Origin of the sequence: Mycobacterium tuberculosis H37Rv (assembly GCF_000195955.2) — a bacterium.
Taxonomy (GTDB): Bacteria; Actinomycetota; Actinomycetes; order Mycobacteriales; family Mycobacteriaceae; genus Mycobacterium; species Mycobacterium tuberculosis.
Genome location: NC_000962.3, coordinates 4,231,319 through 4,249,862 on the forward strand (window position 1 = coordinate 4,231,319; position 18,544 = coordinate 4,249,862).

Below are 18,544 nucleotides of genomic sequence, written 5' to 3' on the forward strand. Positions count from 1 at the left end.
GATGGTGACCGTAGCACGCCGACCGGTGTGCCCGGTGACGCTGACACCGGGTGACCCGGCGCTAGCGTCGGTGCGCGACCTGGTCGACGCGTGGAGCGCGCATGATGCGCTGGCAGAGCTGGTCACGATGTTCGGCGGCGCGTTTCCGCAGACGGACCATCTGGAAGCGCGGCTGGCGAGCCTGGACAAGTTCAGCACGGCATGGGACTACCGGGCGCGCGCACGTGCAGCACGAGCGCTCCACGGCGAACCGGTGCGGTGCCAGGACTCCGGCGGTGGGGCGCGATGGCTGATCCCCCGCCTGGACTTGCCGGCCAAGAAGCGGGACGCGATCGTCGGGTTGGCGCAGCAGCTGGGGCTCACCTTGGAATCGACCCCGCAGGGAACAACCTTCGACCACGTTCTAGTCATCGGCACCGGACGTCATTCCAACCTGATCCGGGCCCGCTGGGCCCGGGAATTGGCAAAGGGTCGCCAGGTTGGTCACATCGTGCTCGCCGCCGCATCGCGTCGATTGCTGCCCTCCGAGGATGACGCGGTCGCGGTCTGTGCGCCGGGCGCACGCACCGAATTCGAGCTATTAGCGGCCGCGGCAAGGGACGCATTCGGCCTGGACGTCCACCCAGCGGTGCGGTATGTGCGCCAGCGGGACGACAACCCGCACCGGGACAGCATGGTGTGGCGCTTCGCCGCCGACACCAATGACCTAGGCGTTCCGATCACCCTGCTGGAGGCGCCATCGCCGGAGCCCGACAGCAGCCGCGCCACCTCGGCCGACACCTTCACGTTTACCGCACACACGCTGGGTATGCAGGACTCAACGTGTCTGTTGGTGACCGGGCAACCGTTCGTGCCCTACCAGAACTTCGACGCACTGCGAACTCTGGCGCTGCCCTTCGGGATACAGGTGGAGACAGTGGGCTTCGGCATCGACCGCTACGACGGGCTGGGTGAGTTGGACCAACAACACCCTGCCAAGCTGCTGCAGGAGGTCCGCTCGACGATCCGAGCGGCCCGAGCCCTGCTGGAACGGATCGAGGCCGGCGAGCGCATGGCTACCGATCCTCGGCGGTGATGGTGCATGGCGTGGCCGGCGGGTAGCTGCCCGATACGGCTCGCAACCGTCCCGGTGGCGGCCACGGCCGTAGTCCCATGTTGGCTAGGTACCGCACCGGATTGACATGCCCGTCCTGCGTGCGGACCTCGAAATGCAGATAACCATCTGCCGATTCGCCTTGCGCACCGATGGTGCCCAGTTGCGCTCCCGCGGCGATTCGATCACCAAGGACAAGGCGGCCCTCGTCCCCGGGCCGAAATACATAGACAACGTCGAGCTCGCAGCGTGCGATCGTCAGCGACACCAGGCCATCGACCTCGTCGATCGCGCTGACGGCCCCGGAAGCGACCGCGTAGACGGGTGTTCCCGGATCGGTGGCGAAGTCGACACCGGGATGGAAACCACCCGCGTGCGGACCGTACCCGCGGCCGATCGCGCGCGGCTCCCGGTCGATCGGCAGCCGCCCGCCCGGCTCGAGCGGATCGAAGTCGCCGCGGATGCGCCGCCGGTAGTCGGCTTTGAGCAGGTCGACCTCGTCGAGTGCGTAGCCAAACAACAAAGATCGGTCGTAGGCCACCCCGAAGTTGAACCGATAGTCCGGATCGAGCCGCAGATAGTGCTCCACCCTCAAGATCCGTTCCGCCAGCGTCGACCAGCCGCTATGCACCAGCCGAACCCCCGGAAGCTGTCCGATGCGACCGTGATCGGTGATGTTGGCCGGCCAATGCGGGTTGTGCATCAGCTTGCCGCCTGCCCGCAGACCCGGGTACCAGCGCCACAACGGTCCACGTAGCGCTTCGGCGGTTCCCATCACCGGAATCAGGTCGGGATACTCCGGATCATCCCAGCGTGACACCATCGGACACATCAGCGCCACGATGTCGTCCGGTGTGCGGGCTAACACCGCCCGAAGATCGATGTCGGTCTCGACCAACCAATCGGCATCGACCATCATCACCCAGTCCGGGCGGCAGAAGTCCGCCATCCGATACAGCAGTTCCAGCCCGGCGGACTCAGGAATCAGCCATGGCGTGGGCGGCAGATCTGGTCGGGCCCGCACCACGTTCGTCACCGCAGGATGGTTCGCCAGGATCTCGGCGGTGTCATCGGTGCTGCGGTCGTCGATCACGTAGATGTCGTCGCTGAACACGGCCAACGAGTCCAACGTTGCGGCTAGTGTCCGCCCGGCGTTGTGCGCACGCGTCATCGCCAGAATCCGCATGCCGCCTCTCTATCACCCCAGAACACAGGTCCAGTAGTTGGGTCTGTCCGCCAATCCAGCGGGAAGGGCGGGCGCCGCGGGCAGATCGTGGGCGGCCAGCAGCTGCGCGGTGGTGGTCCCCACCGAGCGCCATCCGTGGTTGTCCAGGTAGCCGGACACCTCGTGGCGGGGGCCGGCATAGTTGAGTGCCCAGATGTCCAGATGAAAGCCATGCTCTCGCCAGCCTCGGGTCGCGGTGCGGATCATCTCTTCCACCCGAGCGGAATCCCGATCCGCAGAACCGAGGAAGGCCTCGAGGGCCAGCCGGCTCCCGGGCGCGCTCAAGTCGGTGACGTGGTCCAGCAGACGATTCTGCGCGTCCGGGGGAAGGTATCCGAACAAACCCTCGGCGATCCACGCGGCCGGCTCGGCCGCATCGAAGCCGCCGCGGCGCAGCGCATCGGGCCAATCGTGACGCAGGTCGGCCGGCACCATCCGCAGATCCGCGGTCGGCTGGGCACCCAAGCCGGCGAGCGTTTGAGCCTTGAACTCGAGCACCCGAGGCTGATCGACCTCGAACACCGTCGTATCCGCCGGCCATGGCAGCCGGTACCCGCGTGCGTCGAGCCCCGACGCCAGGATCACCGCTTGCCGAACGCCGGCGGCGGCCGCGTCCAAGAAGAACTGATCGAAGTAGCGGGTGCGCACCACCAACTCGGTCGTCATTCGCTGCAAGCCCCAGGCCGCGTCGGGGTCGTCCACATCGGCAGCATCCAGTTCTCCGGTTGCCCATCGGGTGAGGAACTCGACACCCACGGCACGAACCAACGGTTCGGCGAACGGGTCGTCGATGAGGGGCTGGGCCGCCCTGGCCGCCCTGGCCCTTCCCGCGGCGACCAGCGTGGCGGTCGCGCCGACACCGGTGGCTAGGTCCCAGCTATCGTCGTCGGTACGCGCCACGGATCCATCTTCGGCCCGGTCCGGCCGCCAACGCTCCGCTGTCGACCCGAACAACCGGTTACAACTGCGTGACGAATATCGATGACGGCTGCACCTTAAGGGTGTAACACTGAAGCGCCACGAATCCGATTTATCGTCCTGTGGTGATCGGTGAAACGGCACCCACAGCACGCTATTAGGTAAACAGCTATCCGGGCGCAGGCGACAACGCAGTCACCGAAGCGCCGCGAAAGGTCGGCGGACGTGAGCGAGAAAGTCGAGTCAAAGGGGCTAGCGGATGCGGCACGCGATCACCTCGCGGCTGAGTTGGCCCGGCTGCGGCAGCGACGCGATCGGCTGGAGGTCGAGGTCAAGAACGACCGGGGCATGATCGGCGATCACGGCGACGCGGCCGAGGCGATACAACGTGCCGACGAACTGGCCATCCTCGGTGACCGGATCAATGAACTGGACCGGCGGCTGCGCACCGGGCCCACCCCCTGGAGCGGGTCGGAAACGCTGCCCGGCGGCACCGAGGTGACCTTGCGGTTCCCTGACGGTGAAGTCGTCACGATGCATGTAATCTCCGTCGTCGAAGAGACGCCGGTGGGCCGAGAAGCCGAAACCCTGACGGCGCGCAGCCCACTAGGTCAGGCCCTGGCCGGTCACCAACCCGGCGACACGGTGACCTACTCGACCCCGCAGGGTCCTAATCAGGTCCAGCTGCTTGCTGTCAAGCTGCCCTCATAATTCGCACACCGCACCAGGCTCGCCGCCCCCATTAGACTTCCCCCGATGATCCGATCGGAGTCTGGTGCCGCGCCGCCACGCCAACACCTGCACCTGTCGGCACAGGTAATGCGGTTCGTTGTCACCGGCGGCCTCGCTGGGATAGTTGACTTTGGCCTCTACGTCGTGCTGTACAAGGTGGCGGGCCTACAGGTCGACCTGTCCAAGGCCATCAGCTTCATCGTCGGCACCATCACCGCGTACCTGATCAACCGCCGGTGGACATTCCAGGCCGAGCCCAGCACGGCCCGATTCGTCGCGGTCATGCTCCTCTACGGAATCACCTTCGCCGTGCAGGTCGGACTCAACCACCTCTGCCTCGCACTCTTGCACTACCGGGCGTGGGCCATCCCCGTCGCGTTTGTGATCGCGCAGGGCACCGCCACGGTAATCAACTTCATCGTGCAGCGAGCCGTGATCTTCCGGATCCGCTGAGCCGGTCAGGGTCGAATCGGGCGGGTACCCTCTTTGACGATGTTGAGCGTGGGAGCTACCACTACCGCCACCCGGCTGACCGGGTGGGGCCGCACAGCGCCGTCGGTGGCGAATGTGCTTCGCACCCCAGATGCCGAGATGATCGTCAAGGCGGTGGCTCGGGTCGCCGAGTCGGGGGGCGGCCGGGGTGCTATCGCGCGCGGGCTGGGCCGCTCCTATGGGGACAACGCCCAAAACGGCGGTGGGTTGGTGATCGACATGACGCCGCTGAACACTATCCACTCCATTGACGCCGACACCAAGCTGGTCGACATCGACGCCGGGGTCAACCTCGACCAACTGATGAAAGCCGCCCTGCCGTTCGGGCTGTGGGTCCCGGTGCTGCCGGGAACCCGGCAGGTCACCGTCGGCGGGGCGATCGCCTGCGATATCCACGGCAAGAACCATCACAGCGCTGGCAGCTTCGGTAACCACGTGCGCAGCATGGACCTGCTGACCGCCGACGGCGAGATCCGTCATCTCACTCCGACCGGCGAGGACGCCGAACTGTTCTGGGCCACCGTCGGGGGCAACGGTCTCACCGGCATCATCATGCGGGCCACCATCGAGATGACGCCCACTTCGACGGCGTACTTCATCGCCGACGGCGACGTCACCGCCAGCCTCGACGAGACCATCGCCCTGCACAGCGACGGCAGCGAAGCGCGCTACACCTATTCCAGTGCCTGGTTCGACGCGATCAGCGCTCCCCCGAAGCTGGGCCGCGCGGCGGTATCGCGTGGCCGCCTGGCCACCGTCGAGCAATTGCCTGCGAAACTGCGGAGCGAACCTTTGAAATTCGATGCGCCACAGCTACTTACGTTGCCCGACGTGTTTCCCAACGGGCTGGCCAACAAATATACCTTCGGCCCGATCGGCGAACTGTGGTACCGCAAATCCGGCACCTATCGCGGCAAGGTCCAGAACCTCACGCAGTTCTACCATCCGCTGGACATGTTCGGCGAATGGAACCGCGCCTACGGCCCAGCGGGCTTCCTGCAATATCAGTTCGTGATCCCCACAGAGGCGGTTGATGAGTTCAAGAAGATCATCGGCGTTATTCAAGCCTCGGGTCACTACTCGTTTCTCAACGTGTTCAAGCTGTTCGGCCCCCGCAACCAGGCGCCGCTCAGCTTCCCCATCCCGGGCTGGAACATCTGCGTCGACTTCCCCATCAAGGACGGGCTGGGGAAGTTCGTCAGCGAACTCGACCGCCGGGTACTGGAATTCGGCGGCCGGCTCTACACCGCCAAAGACTCCCGTACCACCGCCGAAACCTTTCATGCCATGTATCCGCGCGTCGACGAATGGATCTCCGTGCGCCGCAAGGTCGATCCGCTGCGCGTATTCGCCTCCGACATGGCCCGACGCTTGGAGCTGCTGTAGATGGTTCTTGATGCCGTAGGAAACCCCCAGACGGTGCTGCTGCTCGGTGGCACCTCCGAGATCGGGCTCGCCATCTGCGAGCGCTACCTGCACAATTCGGCGGCCCGCATCGTGCTGGCCTGCCTGCCCGACGACCCACGGCGGGAGGACGCGGCCGCTGCGATGAAGCAGGCCGGCGCGCGGTCGGTGGAGCTGATCGACTTTGACGCCCTGGATACCGACAGCCACCCGAAGATGATCGAGGCGGCCTTCTCCGGCGGTGATGTGGACGTGGCTATCGTCGCGTTCGGCTTGCTCGGCGACGCCGAAGAGCTGTGGCAGAACCAGCGCAAGGCGGTGCAGATCGCCGAAATCAACTACACCGCAGCGGTTTCGGTGGGCGTGCTGCTGGCTGAGAAGATGCGCGCTCAGGGCTTCGGTCAGATCATCGCGATGAGCTCGGCCGCCGGTGAGCGGGTGCGACGGGCGAACTTCGTCTACGGCTCCACCAAGGCCGGTCTGGACGGGTTTTACCTGGGGTTGTCAGAAGCGCTGCGCGAGTACGGTGTTCGTGTGCTGGTGATCCGGCCCGGCCAGGTGCGTACCCGGATGAGCGCGCACCTCAAGGAAGCTCCATTGACCGTCGACAAGGAGTACGTCGCCAACCTCGCGGTGACCGCGTCCGCAAAAGGTAAGGAATTGGTTTGGGCGCCAGCAGCGTTCCGCTACGTCATGATGGTGTTGCGTCACATCCCGCGGAGCATCTTCCGCAAGCTGCCCATCTGAGTATGCCGAGCAGACGCAAAAGCCCCCAATTCGGGCACGAAATGGGGGCTTTTACGTCTGCTCGCGCCCGGGAGGTGCTGGTCGCTCTTGGCCAGCTGGCAGCGGCGGTGGTAGTGGCCGTCGGTGTCGCGGTGGTGTCCCTGCTCGCCATTGCGCGGGTGGAGTGGCCCGCCTTCCCGTCGTCCAACCAGCTGCATGCGCTGACCACCGTCGGCCAGGTCGGCTGCCTGGCCGGGCTGGTCGGCATCGGCTGGTTGTGGCGGCACGGTCGATTCCGGCGACTGGCCCGGCTGGGCGGGCTGGTTTTGGTATCCGCGTTTACCGTCGTGACGCTGGGCATGCCGCTGGGCGCCACCAAGCTGTATCTGTTCGGCATCTCTGTCGACCAGCAGTTCCGCACCGAATACCTCACCCGGCTCACCGACACCGCCGCCCTGCGCGACATGACCTACATCGGACTGCCACCGTTTTACCCACCGGGCTGGTTCTGGATCGGCGGACGCGCGGCGGCGCTGACCGGGACGCCGGCCTGGGAGATGTTCAAGCCGTGGGCGATCACCTCGATGGCCATTGCGGTGGCCGTCGCGCTGGTGCTGTGGTGGCGGATGATCCGCTTCGAATACGCCTTGCTGGTCACCGTCGCCACAGCGGCGGTGATGCTGGCCTACAGCTCGCCGGAGCCCTACGCCGCGATGATCACGGTGTTGTTGCCGCCGATGCTCGTACTGACCTGGTCGGGCCTGGGCGCGCGCGACCGTCAGGGCTGGGCCGCGGTGGTCGGTGCCGGCGTCTTCCTGGGCTTCGCGGCCACCTGGTACACCCTGTTGGTCGCCTACGGCGCGTTCACGGTGGTGCTGATGGCGCTGCTGCTGGCCGGGTCGCGGCTGCAATCCGGAATCAAGGCGGCGGTAGACCCGCTGTGCCGGCTTGCCGTCGTCGGCGCGATCGCGGCCGCCATCGGATCCACCACCTGGCTGCCCTACCTGCTGCGGGCGGCCCGCGACCCGGTCAGCGACACCGGCAGCGCCCAGCACTACCTACCCGCAGACGGCGCCGCACTGACCTTCCCCATGCTGCAGTTCTCCCTGCTGGGCGCGATCTGTCTGCTGGGCACGCTGTGGCTGGTGATGCGCGCGCGATCATCGGCGCCAGCCGGCGCCCTGGCCATCGGCGTGCTGGCCGTCTACCTGTGGTCCCTGCTGTCGATGCTGGCCACATTGGCGCGCACCACACTGCTGTCGTTTCGCCTGCAGCCGACGCTGAGCGTGCTGCTGGTGGCGGCCGGTGCGTTCGGCTTCGTCGAAGCGGTCCAAGCCCTTGGCAAACGGGGTCGCGGTGTCATTCCGATGGCCGCCGCCATCGGGTTGGCCGGCGCGATCGCGTTCAGCCAGGACATCCCCGACGTGTTGCGGCCGGACCTGACCATCGCCTACACCGACACCGACGGCTACGGCCAGCGCGGCGACCGGCGACCGCCCGGCTCCGAGAAGTACTACCCAGCCATCGATGCCGCCATCCGGCGCGTCACCGGCAAGCGCCGCGATCGGACCGTCGTGTTGACCGCCGACTACAGCTTCCTGTCGTACTACCCCTACTGGGGCTTTCAGGGGTTGACGCCGCACTACGCCAACCCGCTGGCACAGTTCGACAAGCGCGCCACACAGATCGACAGCTGGTCGGGACTCTCCACCGCCGACGAGTTCATCGCCGCGCTGGACAAGCTGCCCTGGCAGCCGCCGACCGTCTTCCTCATGCGCCACGGCGCACATAACAGCTACACCCTGCGGCTGGCCCAGGACGTCTACCCCAACCAGCCCAATGTTCGCCGCTACACGGTGGACCTACGGACCGCCCTCTTCGCCGACCCGCGTTTCGTCGTCGAGGACATTGGCCCGTTCGTGCTGGCCATCCGCAAGCCGCAGGAGAGCGCGTGATGGCTACCGAAGCCGCCCCACCCCGTATCGCCGTCCGGCTACCATCTACCTCCGTGCGCGACGCGGGAGCAAACTACCGGATCGCCCGGTACGTCGCTGTGGTGGCGGGTCTGCTAGGCGCTGTGCTGGCCATCGCCACCCCACTGCTGCCGGTCAACCAGACCACCGCGCAATTGAACTGGCCCCAAAACGGCACGTTCGCCAGTGTCGAGGCACCGCTGATTGGCTACGTGGCCACCGACTTGAACATCACCGTCCCCTGCCAGGCCGCCGCCGGACTGGCCGGATCGCAGAACACCGGCAAGACGGTGTTGTTGTCAACGGTGCCCAAGCAGGCGCCTAAGGCCGTCGATCGCGGGCTGCTGCTGCAACGGGCCAACGACGACCTGGTGCTTGTGGTGCGTAATGTCCCGTTGGTCACCGCCCCGCTGAGTCAGGTGCTCGGCCCGACCTGTCAGCGGTTGACATTCACCGCGCACGCCGATCGGGTCGCCGCCGAATTCGTCGGACTGGTGCAGGGACCCAATGCTGAGCACCCCGGTGCACCGCTGCGCGGTGAGCGCAGCGGCTACGACTTCCGCCCGCAGATCGTCGGGGTGTTCACCGACCTGGCCGGGCCGGCGCCACCGGGTCTGAGCTTCTCGGCGAGCGTGGATACCCGCTACAGCAGCAGCCCCACGCCGCTGAAGATGGCCGCCATGATCCTCGGGGTAGCGCTCACCGGCGCCGCCCTGGTGGCGCTGCACATCCTGGACACCGCCGACGGCATGCGGCACCGGCGGTTCCTGCCCGCGCGCTGGTGGTCGACCGGCGGTCTGGACACCCTGGTTATCGCCGTGCTGGTGTGGTGGCATTTCGTCGGGGCCAACACCTCCGACGACGGCTACATCCTGACCATGGCCCGGGTGTCCGAGCATGCGGGCTATATGGCCAACTACTACCGCTGGTTCGGCACACCCGAGGCGCCTTTCGGCTGGTACTACGACCTGCTGGCGCTGTGGGCTCATGTCAGCACGGCCAGTATCTGGATGCGCCTACCCACCCTGGCGATGGCGCTCACCTGCTGGTGGGTAATCAGCCGTGAGGTCATTCCCCGGCTGGGGCACGCCGTCAAGACGAGCCGGGCAGCGGCGTGGACGGCGGCGGGCATGTTTCTGGCTGTCTGGCTGCCGCTGGACAACGGCCTTCGGCCCGAGCCGATCATCGCCCTGGGCATCCTGCTGACCTGGTGCTCGGTGGAGCGGGCGGTGGCCACCAGCCGGCTGCTGCCGGTGGCAATCGCCTGCATCATCGGTGCCTTGACCCTGTTCTCCGGGCCGACGGGCATCGCCTCGATCGGTGCGCTGCTGGTCGCGATCGGGCCGCTACGGACCATCCTGCACCGGCGTTCCAGGCGGTTCGGCGTGCTACCACTGGTGGCGCCGATCCTGGCCGCGGCCACCGTCACCGCGATCCCGATCTTTCGTGATCAGACCTTCGCGGGCGAGATCCAGGCCAACCTCCTCAAGCGTGCCGTAGGGCCCAGCCTGAAGTGGTTCGACGAACACATCCGCTACGAGCGGCTGTTCATGGCCAGCCCCGACGGCTCGATCGCCCGCCGCTTCGCCGTGCTGGCCTTGGTGCTGGCGCTCGCGGTATCGGTGGCAATGTCGTTACGTAAGGGCCGCATTCCAGGTACCGCTGCTGGACCGAGCCGCCGCATCATCGGCATCACGATCATTTCCTTCCTCGCGATGATGTTCACCCCGACAAAGTGGACCCATCACTTCGGGGTGTTCGCGGGGTTGGCCGGGTCGCTGGGGGCGCTTGCCGCGGTCGCGGTGACGGGCGCTGCGATGCGCTCGCGGCGGAACCGGACCGTGTTCGCCGCCGTGGTGGTCTTCGTGTTGGCCCTGTCGTTCGCCAGTGTCAACGGCTGGTGGTACGTGTCCAACTTCGGTGTGCCATGGTCGAACTCGTTTCCGAAGTGGCGATGGTCGCTTACCACCGCACTCCTCGAGCTGACGGTGCTGGTGCTGCTGCTAGCGGCATGGTTCCACTTCGTCGCCAACGGTGACGGGCGCCGAACAGCCAGGCCAACCCGGTTTAGGGCACGACTAGCCGGAATTGTCCAGTCCCCGTTGGCAATTGCCACGTGGTTGCTGGTGCTTTTCGAGGTGGTATCGCTGACCCAGGCGATGATTTCCCAGTACCCGGCGTGGTCGGTTGGCCGGTCTAACCTACAGGCTTTGGCCGGCAAGACCTGCGGGCTGGCCGAAGACGTGCTGGTGGAGCTGGATCCCAACGCAGGCATGCTGGCGCCGGTGACCGCGCCGTTGGCCGACGCCCTGGGAGCCGGCCTGTCTGAAGCCTTCACACCCAACGGCATTCCCGCCGACGTCACCGCCGACCCGGTGATGGAACGTCCAGGGGATCGCAGTTTCCTCAACGACGACGGGCTGATCACCGGCAGCGAACCCGGCACCGAAGGGGGCACCACGGCCGCACCGGGAATCAACGGCTCCCGCGCCCGGCTGCCCTACAACCTGGACCCGGCCCGTACACCGGTGCTGGGCAGCTGGCGAGCCGGCGTGCAGGTGCCCGCCATGCTGCGGTCGGGCTGGTACCGGCTGCCCACCAACGAGCAGCGGGACAGGGCGCCGCTGCTGGTGGTGACGGCGGCCGGGCGATTCGACTCCCGCGAGGTCCGGTTGCAGTGGGCCACCGACGAGCAAGCGGCCGCCGGACACCACGGTGGGTCGATGGAATTCGCCGACGTCGGTGCCGCGCCGGCCTGGCGCAACCTGCGCGCACCACTGTCCGCCATCCCGAGCACCGCCACCCAGGTCCGGTTGGTCGCCGACGACCAGGATCTGGCGCCGCAGCACTGGATCGCCCTCACACCACCGCGGATTCCGCGGGTGCGCACGCTGCAGAACGTGGTGGGCGCAGCGGATCCGGTGTTCCTGGACTGGCTGGTGGGGCTGGCATTCCCCTGCCAACGCCCGTTCGGCCACCAATACGGCGTCGACGAGACACCCAAGTGGCGGATCCTGCCGGACCGGTTCGGCGCCGAAGCCAACTCACCGGTGATGGATCACAATGGCGGTGGCCCGCTGGGCATCACCGAGCTGCTGATGCGCGCAACCACGGTGGCCAGCTACCTCAAAGACGACTGGTTTAGGGACTGGGGCGCGTTACAGCGGTTGACGCCTTACTACCCCGACGCCCAGCCCGCTGATCTGAACCTAGGAACGGTGACTCGCAGCGGGCTGTGGAGTCCGGCGCCGTTGCGCCGCGGCTAGAAGTGCCGTGGCCACCGACTCGGCGACAACCTCCGCGGCCCCGCATCCTCACCGCCCTTAACCGCGTCGCCTACCATCGAGCCTCGTGCCCCACGACGGTAATGAGCGATCTCACCGGATCGCACGCCTAGCAGCCGTCGTCTCGGGAATCGCGGGTCTGCTGCTGTGCGGCATCGTTCCGCTGCTTCCGGTGAACCAAACCACCGCGACCATCTTCTGGCCGCAGGGCAGCACCGCCGACGGCAACATCACCCAGATCACCGCCCCTCTGGTATCCGGGGCGCCACGCGCGCTGGACATCTCGATCCCCTGCTCGGCCATCGCCACGCTGCCCGCCAACGGCGGCCTGGTGCTGTCCACACTGCCGGCCGGTGGCGTGGATACCGGTAAGGCCGGGCTGTTCGTCCGCGCCAACCAGGACACGGTCGTCGTGGCGTTCCGCGACTCGGTGGCCGCGGTGGCGGCCCGCTCCACGATCGCAGCGGGAGGCTGTAGCGCGCTGCATATCTGGGCCGATACCGGCGGCGCGGGCGCTGATTTTATGGGTATACCCGGCGGCGCCGGGACCCTGCCGCCGGAGAAGAAGCCACAGGTTGGCGGCATCTTCACCGACCTGAAGGTCGGAGCGCAGCCCGGGCTGTCGGCCCGCGTCGACATCGACACTCGGTTTATCACGACGCCCGGCGCGCTCAAGAAGGCCGTGATGCTCCTCGGCGTGCTGGCGGTCCTGGTAGCCATGGTGGGGCTGGCCGCGCTGGACCGGCTCAGCAGGGGCCGCACCCTGCGCGACTGGCTGACCCGATATCGCCCGCGGGTGCGGGTCGGATTCGCCAGCCGGCTCGCTGACGCAGCGGTGATCGCGACCTTGTTGCTCTGGCATGTCATCGGCGCCACCTCGTCCGATGACGGCTACCTTCTGACCGTCGCCCGGGTCGCCCCGAAGGCCGGCTATGTAGCCAACTACTACCGGTATTTCGGCACGACGGAGGCGCCGTTCGACTGGTATACATCGGTGCTTGCCCAGCTGGCGGCGGTGAGCACCGCCGGCGTCTGGATGCGCCTGCCCGCCACCCTGGCCGGAATCGCCTGCTGGCTGATCGTCAGCCGTTTCGTGCTGCGGCGGCTGGGACCGGGCCCGGGCGGGCTGGCGTCCAACCGGGTCGCTGTGTTCACCGCTGGTGCGGTGTTCCTGTCCGCCTGGCTGCCGTTCAACAACGGCCTGCGTCCCGAGCCGCTGATCGCGCTGGGTGTGCTGGTCACGTGGGTGTTGGTGGAACGGTCGATCGCGCTCGGACGGCTGGCCCCGGCCGCGGTAGCCATCATCGTGGCGACGCTTACCGCGACGCTGGCACCGCAGGGGTTGATCGCGCTGGCCCCGCTGCTGACTGGTGCGCGCGCCATCGCCCAGAGGATCCGGCGCCGCCGGGCGACCGATGGACTGCTGGCGCCGCTGGCGGTGCTGGCCGCGGCGTTGTCGCTGATCACCGTGGTGGTGTTTCGGGACCAGACGCTGGCCACGGTGGCCGAATCGGCACGCATCAAGTACAAGGTCGGCCCGACCATCGCCTGGTACCAGGACTTCCTGCGCTACTACTTCCTTACCGTGGAGAGCAACGTTGAGGGGTCGATGTCCCGCCGGTTCGCGGTGCTGGTGTTGCTGTTCTGCCTGTTCGGGGTGCTGTTCGTGCTGCTGCGGCGCGGCCGGGTGGCGGGGCTGGCCAGCGGCCCGGCCTGGCGACTGATCGGCACTACGGCGGTCGGCCTGCTGCTGCTCACGTTCACGCCAACCAAGTGGGCCGTGCAGTTCGGCGCATTCGCCGGGCTGGCCGGGGTGTTGGGTGCGGTCACCGCGTTCACCTTTGCCCGCATCGGTCTACATAGTCGACGCAACCTCACGCTGTACGTGACCGCGTTGCTGTTCGTGCTGGCGTGGGCAACCTCGGGCATCAACGGGTGGTTCTACGTCGGCAACTACGGGGTGCCGTGGTATGACATCCAGCCCGTCATCGCCAGCCACCCGGTGACGTCGATGTTTCTGACGCTGTCGATCCTCACCGGATTGCTGGCAGCCTGGTATCACTTCCGGATGGACTACGCCGGGCACACCGAAGTCAAAGACAACCGGCGCAACCGCATCTTGGCCTCTACGCCACTGCTGGTGGTCGCGGTGATCATGGTCGCAGGCGAAGTCGGCTCGATGGCCAAGGCCGCGGTGTTCCGTTACCCGCTTTACACCACCGCCAAGGCCAACCTGACCGCGCTCAGCACCGGGCTGTCCAGCTGTGCGATGGCCGACGACGTGCTGGCCGAGCCCGACCCCAATGCCGGCATGCTGCAACCGGTTCCGGGCCAGGCGTTCGGACCGGACGGACCGCTGGGCGGTATCAGTCCCGTCGGCTTCAAACCCGAGGGCGTGGGCGAGGACCTCAAGTCCGACCCGGTGGTCTCCAAACCCGGGCTGGTCAACTCCGATGCGTCGCCCAACAAACCCAACGCCGCCATCACCGACTCCGCGGGCACCGCCGGAGGGAAGGGCCCGGTCGGGATCAACGGGTCGCACGCGGCGCTGCCGTTCGGATTGGACCCGGCACGTACCCCGGTGATGGGCAGCTACGGGGAGAACAACCTGGCCGCCACGGCCACCTCGGCCTGGTACCAGTTACCGCCCCGCAGCCCGGACCGGCCGCTGGTGGTGGTTTCCGCGGCCGGCGCCATCTGGTCCTACAAGGAGGACGGCGATTTCATCTACGGCCAGTCCCTGAAACTGCAGTGGGGCGTCACCGGCCCGGACGGCCGCATCCAGCCACTGGGGCAGGTATTTCCGATCGACATCGGACCGCAACCCGCGTGGCGCAATCTGCGGTTTCCGCTGGCCTGGGCGCCGCCGGAGGCCGACGTGGCGCGCATTGTCGCCTATGACCCGAACCTGAGCCCTGAGCAATGGTTCGCCTTCACCCCGCCCCGGGTTCCGGTGCTGGAATCTCTGCAGCGGTTGATCGGGTCAGCGACACCGGTGTTGATGGACATCGCGACCGCAGCCAACTTCCCCTGCCAGCGACCGTTTTCCGAGCATCTCGGCATTGCCGAGCTTCCGCAGTACCGGATCCTGCCGGACCACAAGCAGACGGCGGCGTCGTCGAACCTATGGCAGTCCAGCTCGACCGGCGGTCCGTTCCTGTTCACCCAGGCGCTGCTGCGCACCTCGACGATCGCCACGTACCTGCGTGGGGACTGGTATCGCGACTGGGGATCGGTGGAGCAGTACCACCGGCTGGTGCCGGCCGATCAGGCTCCAGACGCCGTTGTCGAGGAGGGCGTGATCACTGTGCCCGGCTGGGGTCGGCCAGGACCGATCAGGGCGCTGCCATGACACAGTGCGCGAGCAGACGCAAAAGCACCCCAAATCGGGCGATTTTGGGGGCTTTTGCGTCTGCTCGCGGGACGCGCTGGGTGGCCACCATCGCCGGGCTGATTGGCTTTGTGTTGTCGGTGGCGACGCCGCTGCTGCCCGTCGTGCAGACCACCGCGATGCTCGACTGGCCACAGCGGGGGCAACTGGGCAGCGTGACCGCCCCGCTGATCTCGCTGACGCCGGTCGACTTTACCGCCACCGTGCCGTGCGACGTGGTGCGCGCCATGCCACCCGCGGGCGGGGTGGTGCTGGGCACCGCACCCAAGCAAGGCAAGGACGCCAATTTGCAGGCGTTGTTCGTCGTCGTCAGCGCCCAGCGCGTGGACGTCACCGACCGCAACGTGGTGATCTTGTCCGTGCCGCGCGAGCAGGTGACGTCCCCGCAGTGTCAACGCATCGAGGTCACCTCTACCCACGCCGGCACCTTCGCCAACTTCGTCGGGCTCAAGGACCCGTCGGGCGCGCCGCTGCGCAGCGGCTTCCCCGACCCCAACCTGCGCCCGCAGATTGTCGGGGTGTTCACCGACCTGACCGGGCCCGCGCCGCCCGGGCTGGCGGTCTCGGCGACCATCGACACCCGGTTCTCCACCCGGCCGACCACGCTGAAACTGCTGGCGATCATCGGGGCGATCGTGGCCACCGTCGTCGCACTGATCGCGTTGTGGCGCCTGGACCAGTTGGACGGGCGGGGCTCAATTGCCCAGCTCCTCCTCAGGCCGTTCCGGCCTGCATCGTCGCCGGGCGGCATGCGCCGGCTGATTCCGGCAAGCTGGCGCACCTTCACCCTGACCGACGCCGTGGTGATATTCGGCTTCCTGCTCTGGCATGTCATCGGCGCGAATTCGTCGGACGACGGCTACATCCTGGGCATGGCCCGAGTCGCCGACCACGCCGGCTACATGTCCAACTATTTCCGCTGGTTCGGCAGCCCGGAGGATCCCTTCGGCTGGTATTACAACCTGCTGGCGCTGATGACCCATGTCAGCGACGCCAGTCTGTGGATGCGCCTGCCAGACCTGGCCGCCGGGCTAGTGTGCTGGCTGCTGCTGTCGCGTGAGGTGCTGCCCCGCCTCGGGCCGGCGGTGGAGGCCAGCAAACCCGCCTACTGGGCGGCGGCCATGGTCTTGCTGACCGCGTGGATGCCGTTCAACAACGGCCTGCGGCCGGAGGGCATCATCGCGCTCGGCTCGCTGGTCACCTATGTGCTGATCGAGCGGTCCATGCGGTACAGCCGGCTCACACCGGCGGCGCTGGCCGTCGTTACCGCCGCATTCACACTGGGTGTGCAGCCCACCGGCCTGATCGCGGTGGCCGCGCTGGTGGCCGGCGGCCGCCCGATGCTGCGGATCTTGGTGCGCCGTCATCGCCTGGTCGGCACGTTGCCGTTGGTGTCGCCGATGCTGGCCGCCGGCACCGTCATCCTGACCGTGGTGTTCGCCGACCAGACCCTGTCAACGGTGTTGGAAGCCACCAGGGTTCGCGCCAAAATCGGGCCGAGCCAGGCGTGGTATACCGAGAACCTGCGTTACTACTACCTCATCCTGCCCACCGTCGACGGTTCGCTGTCGCGGCGCTTCGGCTTTTTGATCACCGCGCTATGCCTGTTCACCGCGGTGTTCATCATGTTGCGGCGCAAGCGAATTCCCAGCGTGGCCCGCGGACCGGCGTGGCGGCTGATGGGCGTCATCTTCGGCACCATGTTCTTCCTGATGTTCACGCCCACCAAGTGGGTGCACCACTTCGGGCTGTTCGCCGCCGTAGGGGCGGCGATGGCCGCGCTGACGACGGTGTTGGTATCCCCATCGGTGCTGCGCTGGTCGCGCAACCGGATGGCGTTCCTGGCGGCGTTATTCTTCCTGCTGGCGTTGTGTTGGGCCACCACCAACGGCTGGTGGTATGTCTCCAGCTACGGTGTGCCGTTCAACAGCGCGATGCCGAAGATCGACGGGATCACAGTCAGCACAATCTTTTTCGCCCTGTTTGCGATCGCCGCCGGCTATGCGGCCTGGCTGCACTTCGCGCCCCGCGGCGCCGGCGAAGGGCGGCTGATCCGCGCGCTGACGACAGCCCCGGTACCGATCGTGGCCGGTTTCATGGCGGCGGTGTTCGTCGCGTCCATGGTGGCCGGGATCGTGCGACAGTACCCGACCTACTCCAACGGCTGGTCCAACGTGCGGGCGTTTGTCGGCGGCTGCGGACTGGCCGACGACGTACTCGTCGAGCCTGATACCAATGCGGGTTTCATGAAGCCGCTGGACGGCGATTCGGGTTCTTGGGGCCCCTTGGGCCCGCTGGGTGGAGTCAACCCGGTCGGCTTCACGCCCAACGGCGTACCGGAACACACGGTGGCCGAGGCGATCGTGATGAAACCCAACCAGCCCGGCACCGACTACGACTGGGATGCGCCGACCAAGCTGACGAGTCCTGGCATCAATGGTTCTACGGTGCCGCTGCCCTATGGGCTCGATCCCGCCCGGGTACCGTTGGCAGGCACCTACACCACCGGCGCACAGCAACAGAGCACACTCGTCTCGGCGTGGTATCTCCTGCCTAAGCCGGACGACGGGCATCCGCTGGTCGTGGTGACCGCCGCGGGCAAGATCGCCGGCAACAGCGTGCTGCACGGGTACACCCCCGGGCAGACTGTGGTGCTCGAATACGCCATGCCGGGACCCGGAGCGCTGGTACCCGCCGGGCGGATGGTGCCCGACGACCTATACGGAGAGCAGCCCAAGGCGTGGCGCAACCTGCGCTTCGCCCGAGCAAAGATGCCCGCCGATGCCGTCGCGGTCCGGGTGGTGGCCGAGGATCTGTCGCTGACACCGGAGGACTGGATCGCGGTGACCCCGCCGCGGGTACCGGACCTGCGCTCACTGCAGGAATATGTGGGCTCGACGCAGCCGGTGCTGCTGGACTGGGCGGTCGGTTTGGCCTTCCCGTGCCAGCAGCCGATGCTGCACGCCAATGGCATCGCCGAAATCCCGAAGTTCCGCATCACACCGGACTACTCGGCTAAGAAGCTGGACACCGACACGTGGGAAGACGGCACTAACGGCGGCCTGCTCGGGATCACCGACCTGTTGCTGCGGGCCCACGTCATGGCCACCTACCTGTCCCGCGACTGGGCCCGCGATTGGGGTTCCCTGCGCAAGTTCGACACCCTGGTCGATGCCCCTCCCGCCCAGCTCGAGTTGGGCACCGCGACCCGCAGCGGCCTGTGGTCACCGGGCAAGATCCGAATTGGTCCATAGCGTCAGGCTCCGCAGTCGATAGCGGCACGATGTTCGTCATTAGACGGCCCCA

The 18,544-nt window shown here is 67.1% G+C and carries 11 protein-coding genes; 9 read left to right on the forward strand and 2 right to left on the reverse strand.

The features are described 5' to 3' along the window. The first annotated feature begins 1 nt into the window (after window position 1). Entirely contained in the window at window positions 2-1,075 is a 1,074-nt protein-coding gene (locus Rv3785) for a hypothetical protein (protein ID NP_218302.1), read from the forward strand. On the opposite strand, the gene Rv3786c is transcribed toward Rv3785, so the two are convergent. Next, window positions 1,056-2,279: a hypothetical protein gene (locus Rv3786c; RefSeq protein NP_218303.1), complete on the reverse strand. Its 1,224-nt coding sequence runs from the start codon at window positions 2,277-2,279 to the stop codon at window positions 1,056-1,058. The genes Rv3785 and Rv3786c overlap by 20 nt on opposite strands. A gap of 12 nt (window positions 2,280-2,291) precedes the next feature. After that, window positions 2,292-3,218 carry an S-adenosyl-L-methionine-dependent methyltransferase gene (locus tag Rv3787c; protein NP_218304.1) on the reverse strand — a complete coding sequence of 309 codons (927 nt, stop codon included), beginning with the start codon at window positions 3,216-3,218 and terminating at the stop codon, window positions 2,292-2,294. A gap of 243 nt (window positions 3,219-3,461) precedes the next feature. Between Rv3787c and Rv3788 the strand changes: the two genes are divergently transcribed. From Rv3788 to embB, 8 genes are all read left to right on the forward strand, one after another. Next, entirely contained in the window at window positions 3,462-3,947 is a 486-nt protein-coding gene (locus tag Rv3788) for a hypothetical protein (protein ID NP_218305.1), read from the forward strand. 108 nt (window positions 3,948-4,055) lie between these two features. Next, entirely contained in the window at window positions 4,056-4,421 is a 366-nt protein-coding gene (locus Rv3789; protein NP_218306.1) for a GtrA family protein, read from the forward strand. Window positions 4,422-4,460: 39 nt separating this feature from the next. After that, window positions 4,461-5,846 carry a decaprenylphosphoryl-beta-D-ribose oxidase gene (dprE1, locus tag Rv3790; protein ID NP_218307.1) on the forward strand — a complete coding sequence of 462 codons (1,386 nt, stop codon included), beginning with the start codon at window positions 4,461-4,463 and terminating at the stop codon, window positions 5,844-5,846. Then, window positions 5,847-6,611 carry a decaprenylphosphoryl-D-2-keto erythropentose reductase gene (gene dprE2, locus Rv3791; protein ID NP_218308.1) on the forward strand — a complete coding sequence of 255 codons (765 nt, stop codon included), beginning with the start codon at window positions 5,847-5,849 and terminating at the stop codon, window positions 6,609-6,611. Between the two features lie 2 nt (window positions 6,612-6,613). After that, window positions 6,614-8,545 (forward strand): arabinofuranosyltransferase, encoded by a 1,932-nt coding sequence (gene aftA / locus Rv3792; protein NP_218309.1) that lies wholly within the window; start codon window positions 6,614-6,616, stop codon window positions 8,543-8,545. After that, window positions 8,545-11,829 (forward strand): arabinosyltransferase C, encoded by a 3,285-nt coding sequence (embC, locus tag Rv3793; RefSeq protein NP_218310.1) that lies wholly within the window; start codon window positions 8,545-8,547, stop codon window positions 11,827-11,829. The genes aftA and embC overlap by 1 nt, the downstream gene beginning before the upstream one ends. An 85-nt stretch (window positions 11,830-11,914) precedes the next feature. After that, on the forward strand, window positions 11,915-15,199 hold the full coding sequence (embA, locus tag Rv3794; RefSeq protein ID NP_218311.1) for an arabinosyltransferase A: 3,285 nt from the start codon (window positions 11,915-11,917) through the stop codon (window positions 15,197-15,199). After that, complete coding sequence (gene embB / locus Rv3795; RefSeq protein NP_218312.1) at window positions 15,196-18,492, forward strand: arabinosyltransferase B; 3,297 nt, start codon at window positions 15,196-15,198, stop codon at window positions 18,490-18,492. The genes embA and embB overlap by 4 nt, the downstream gene beginning before the upstream one ends. Window positions 18,493-18,544 lie beyond the last annotated feature (52 nt).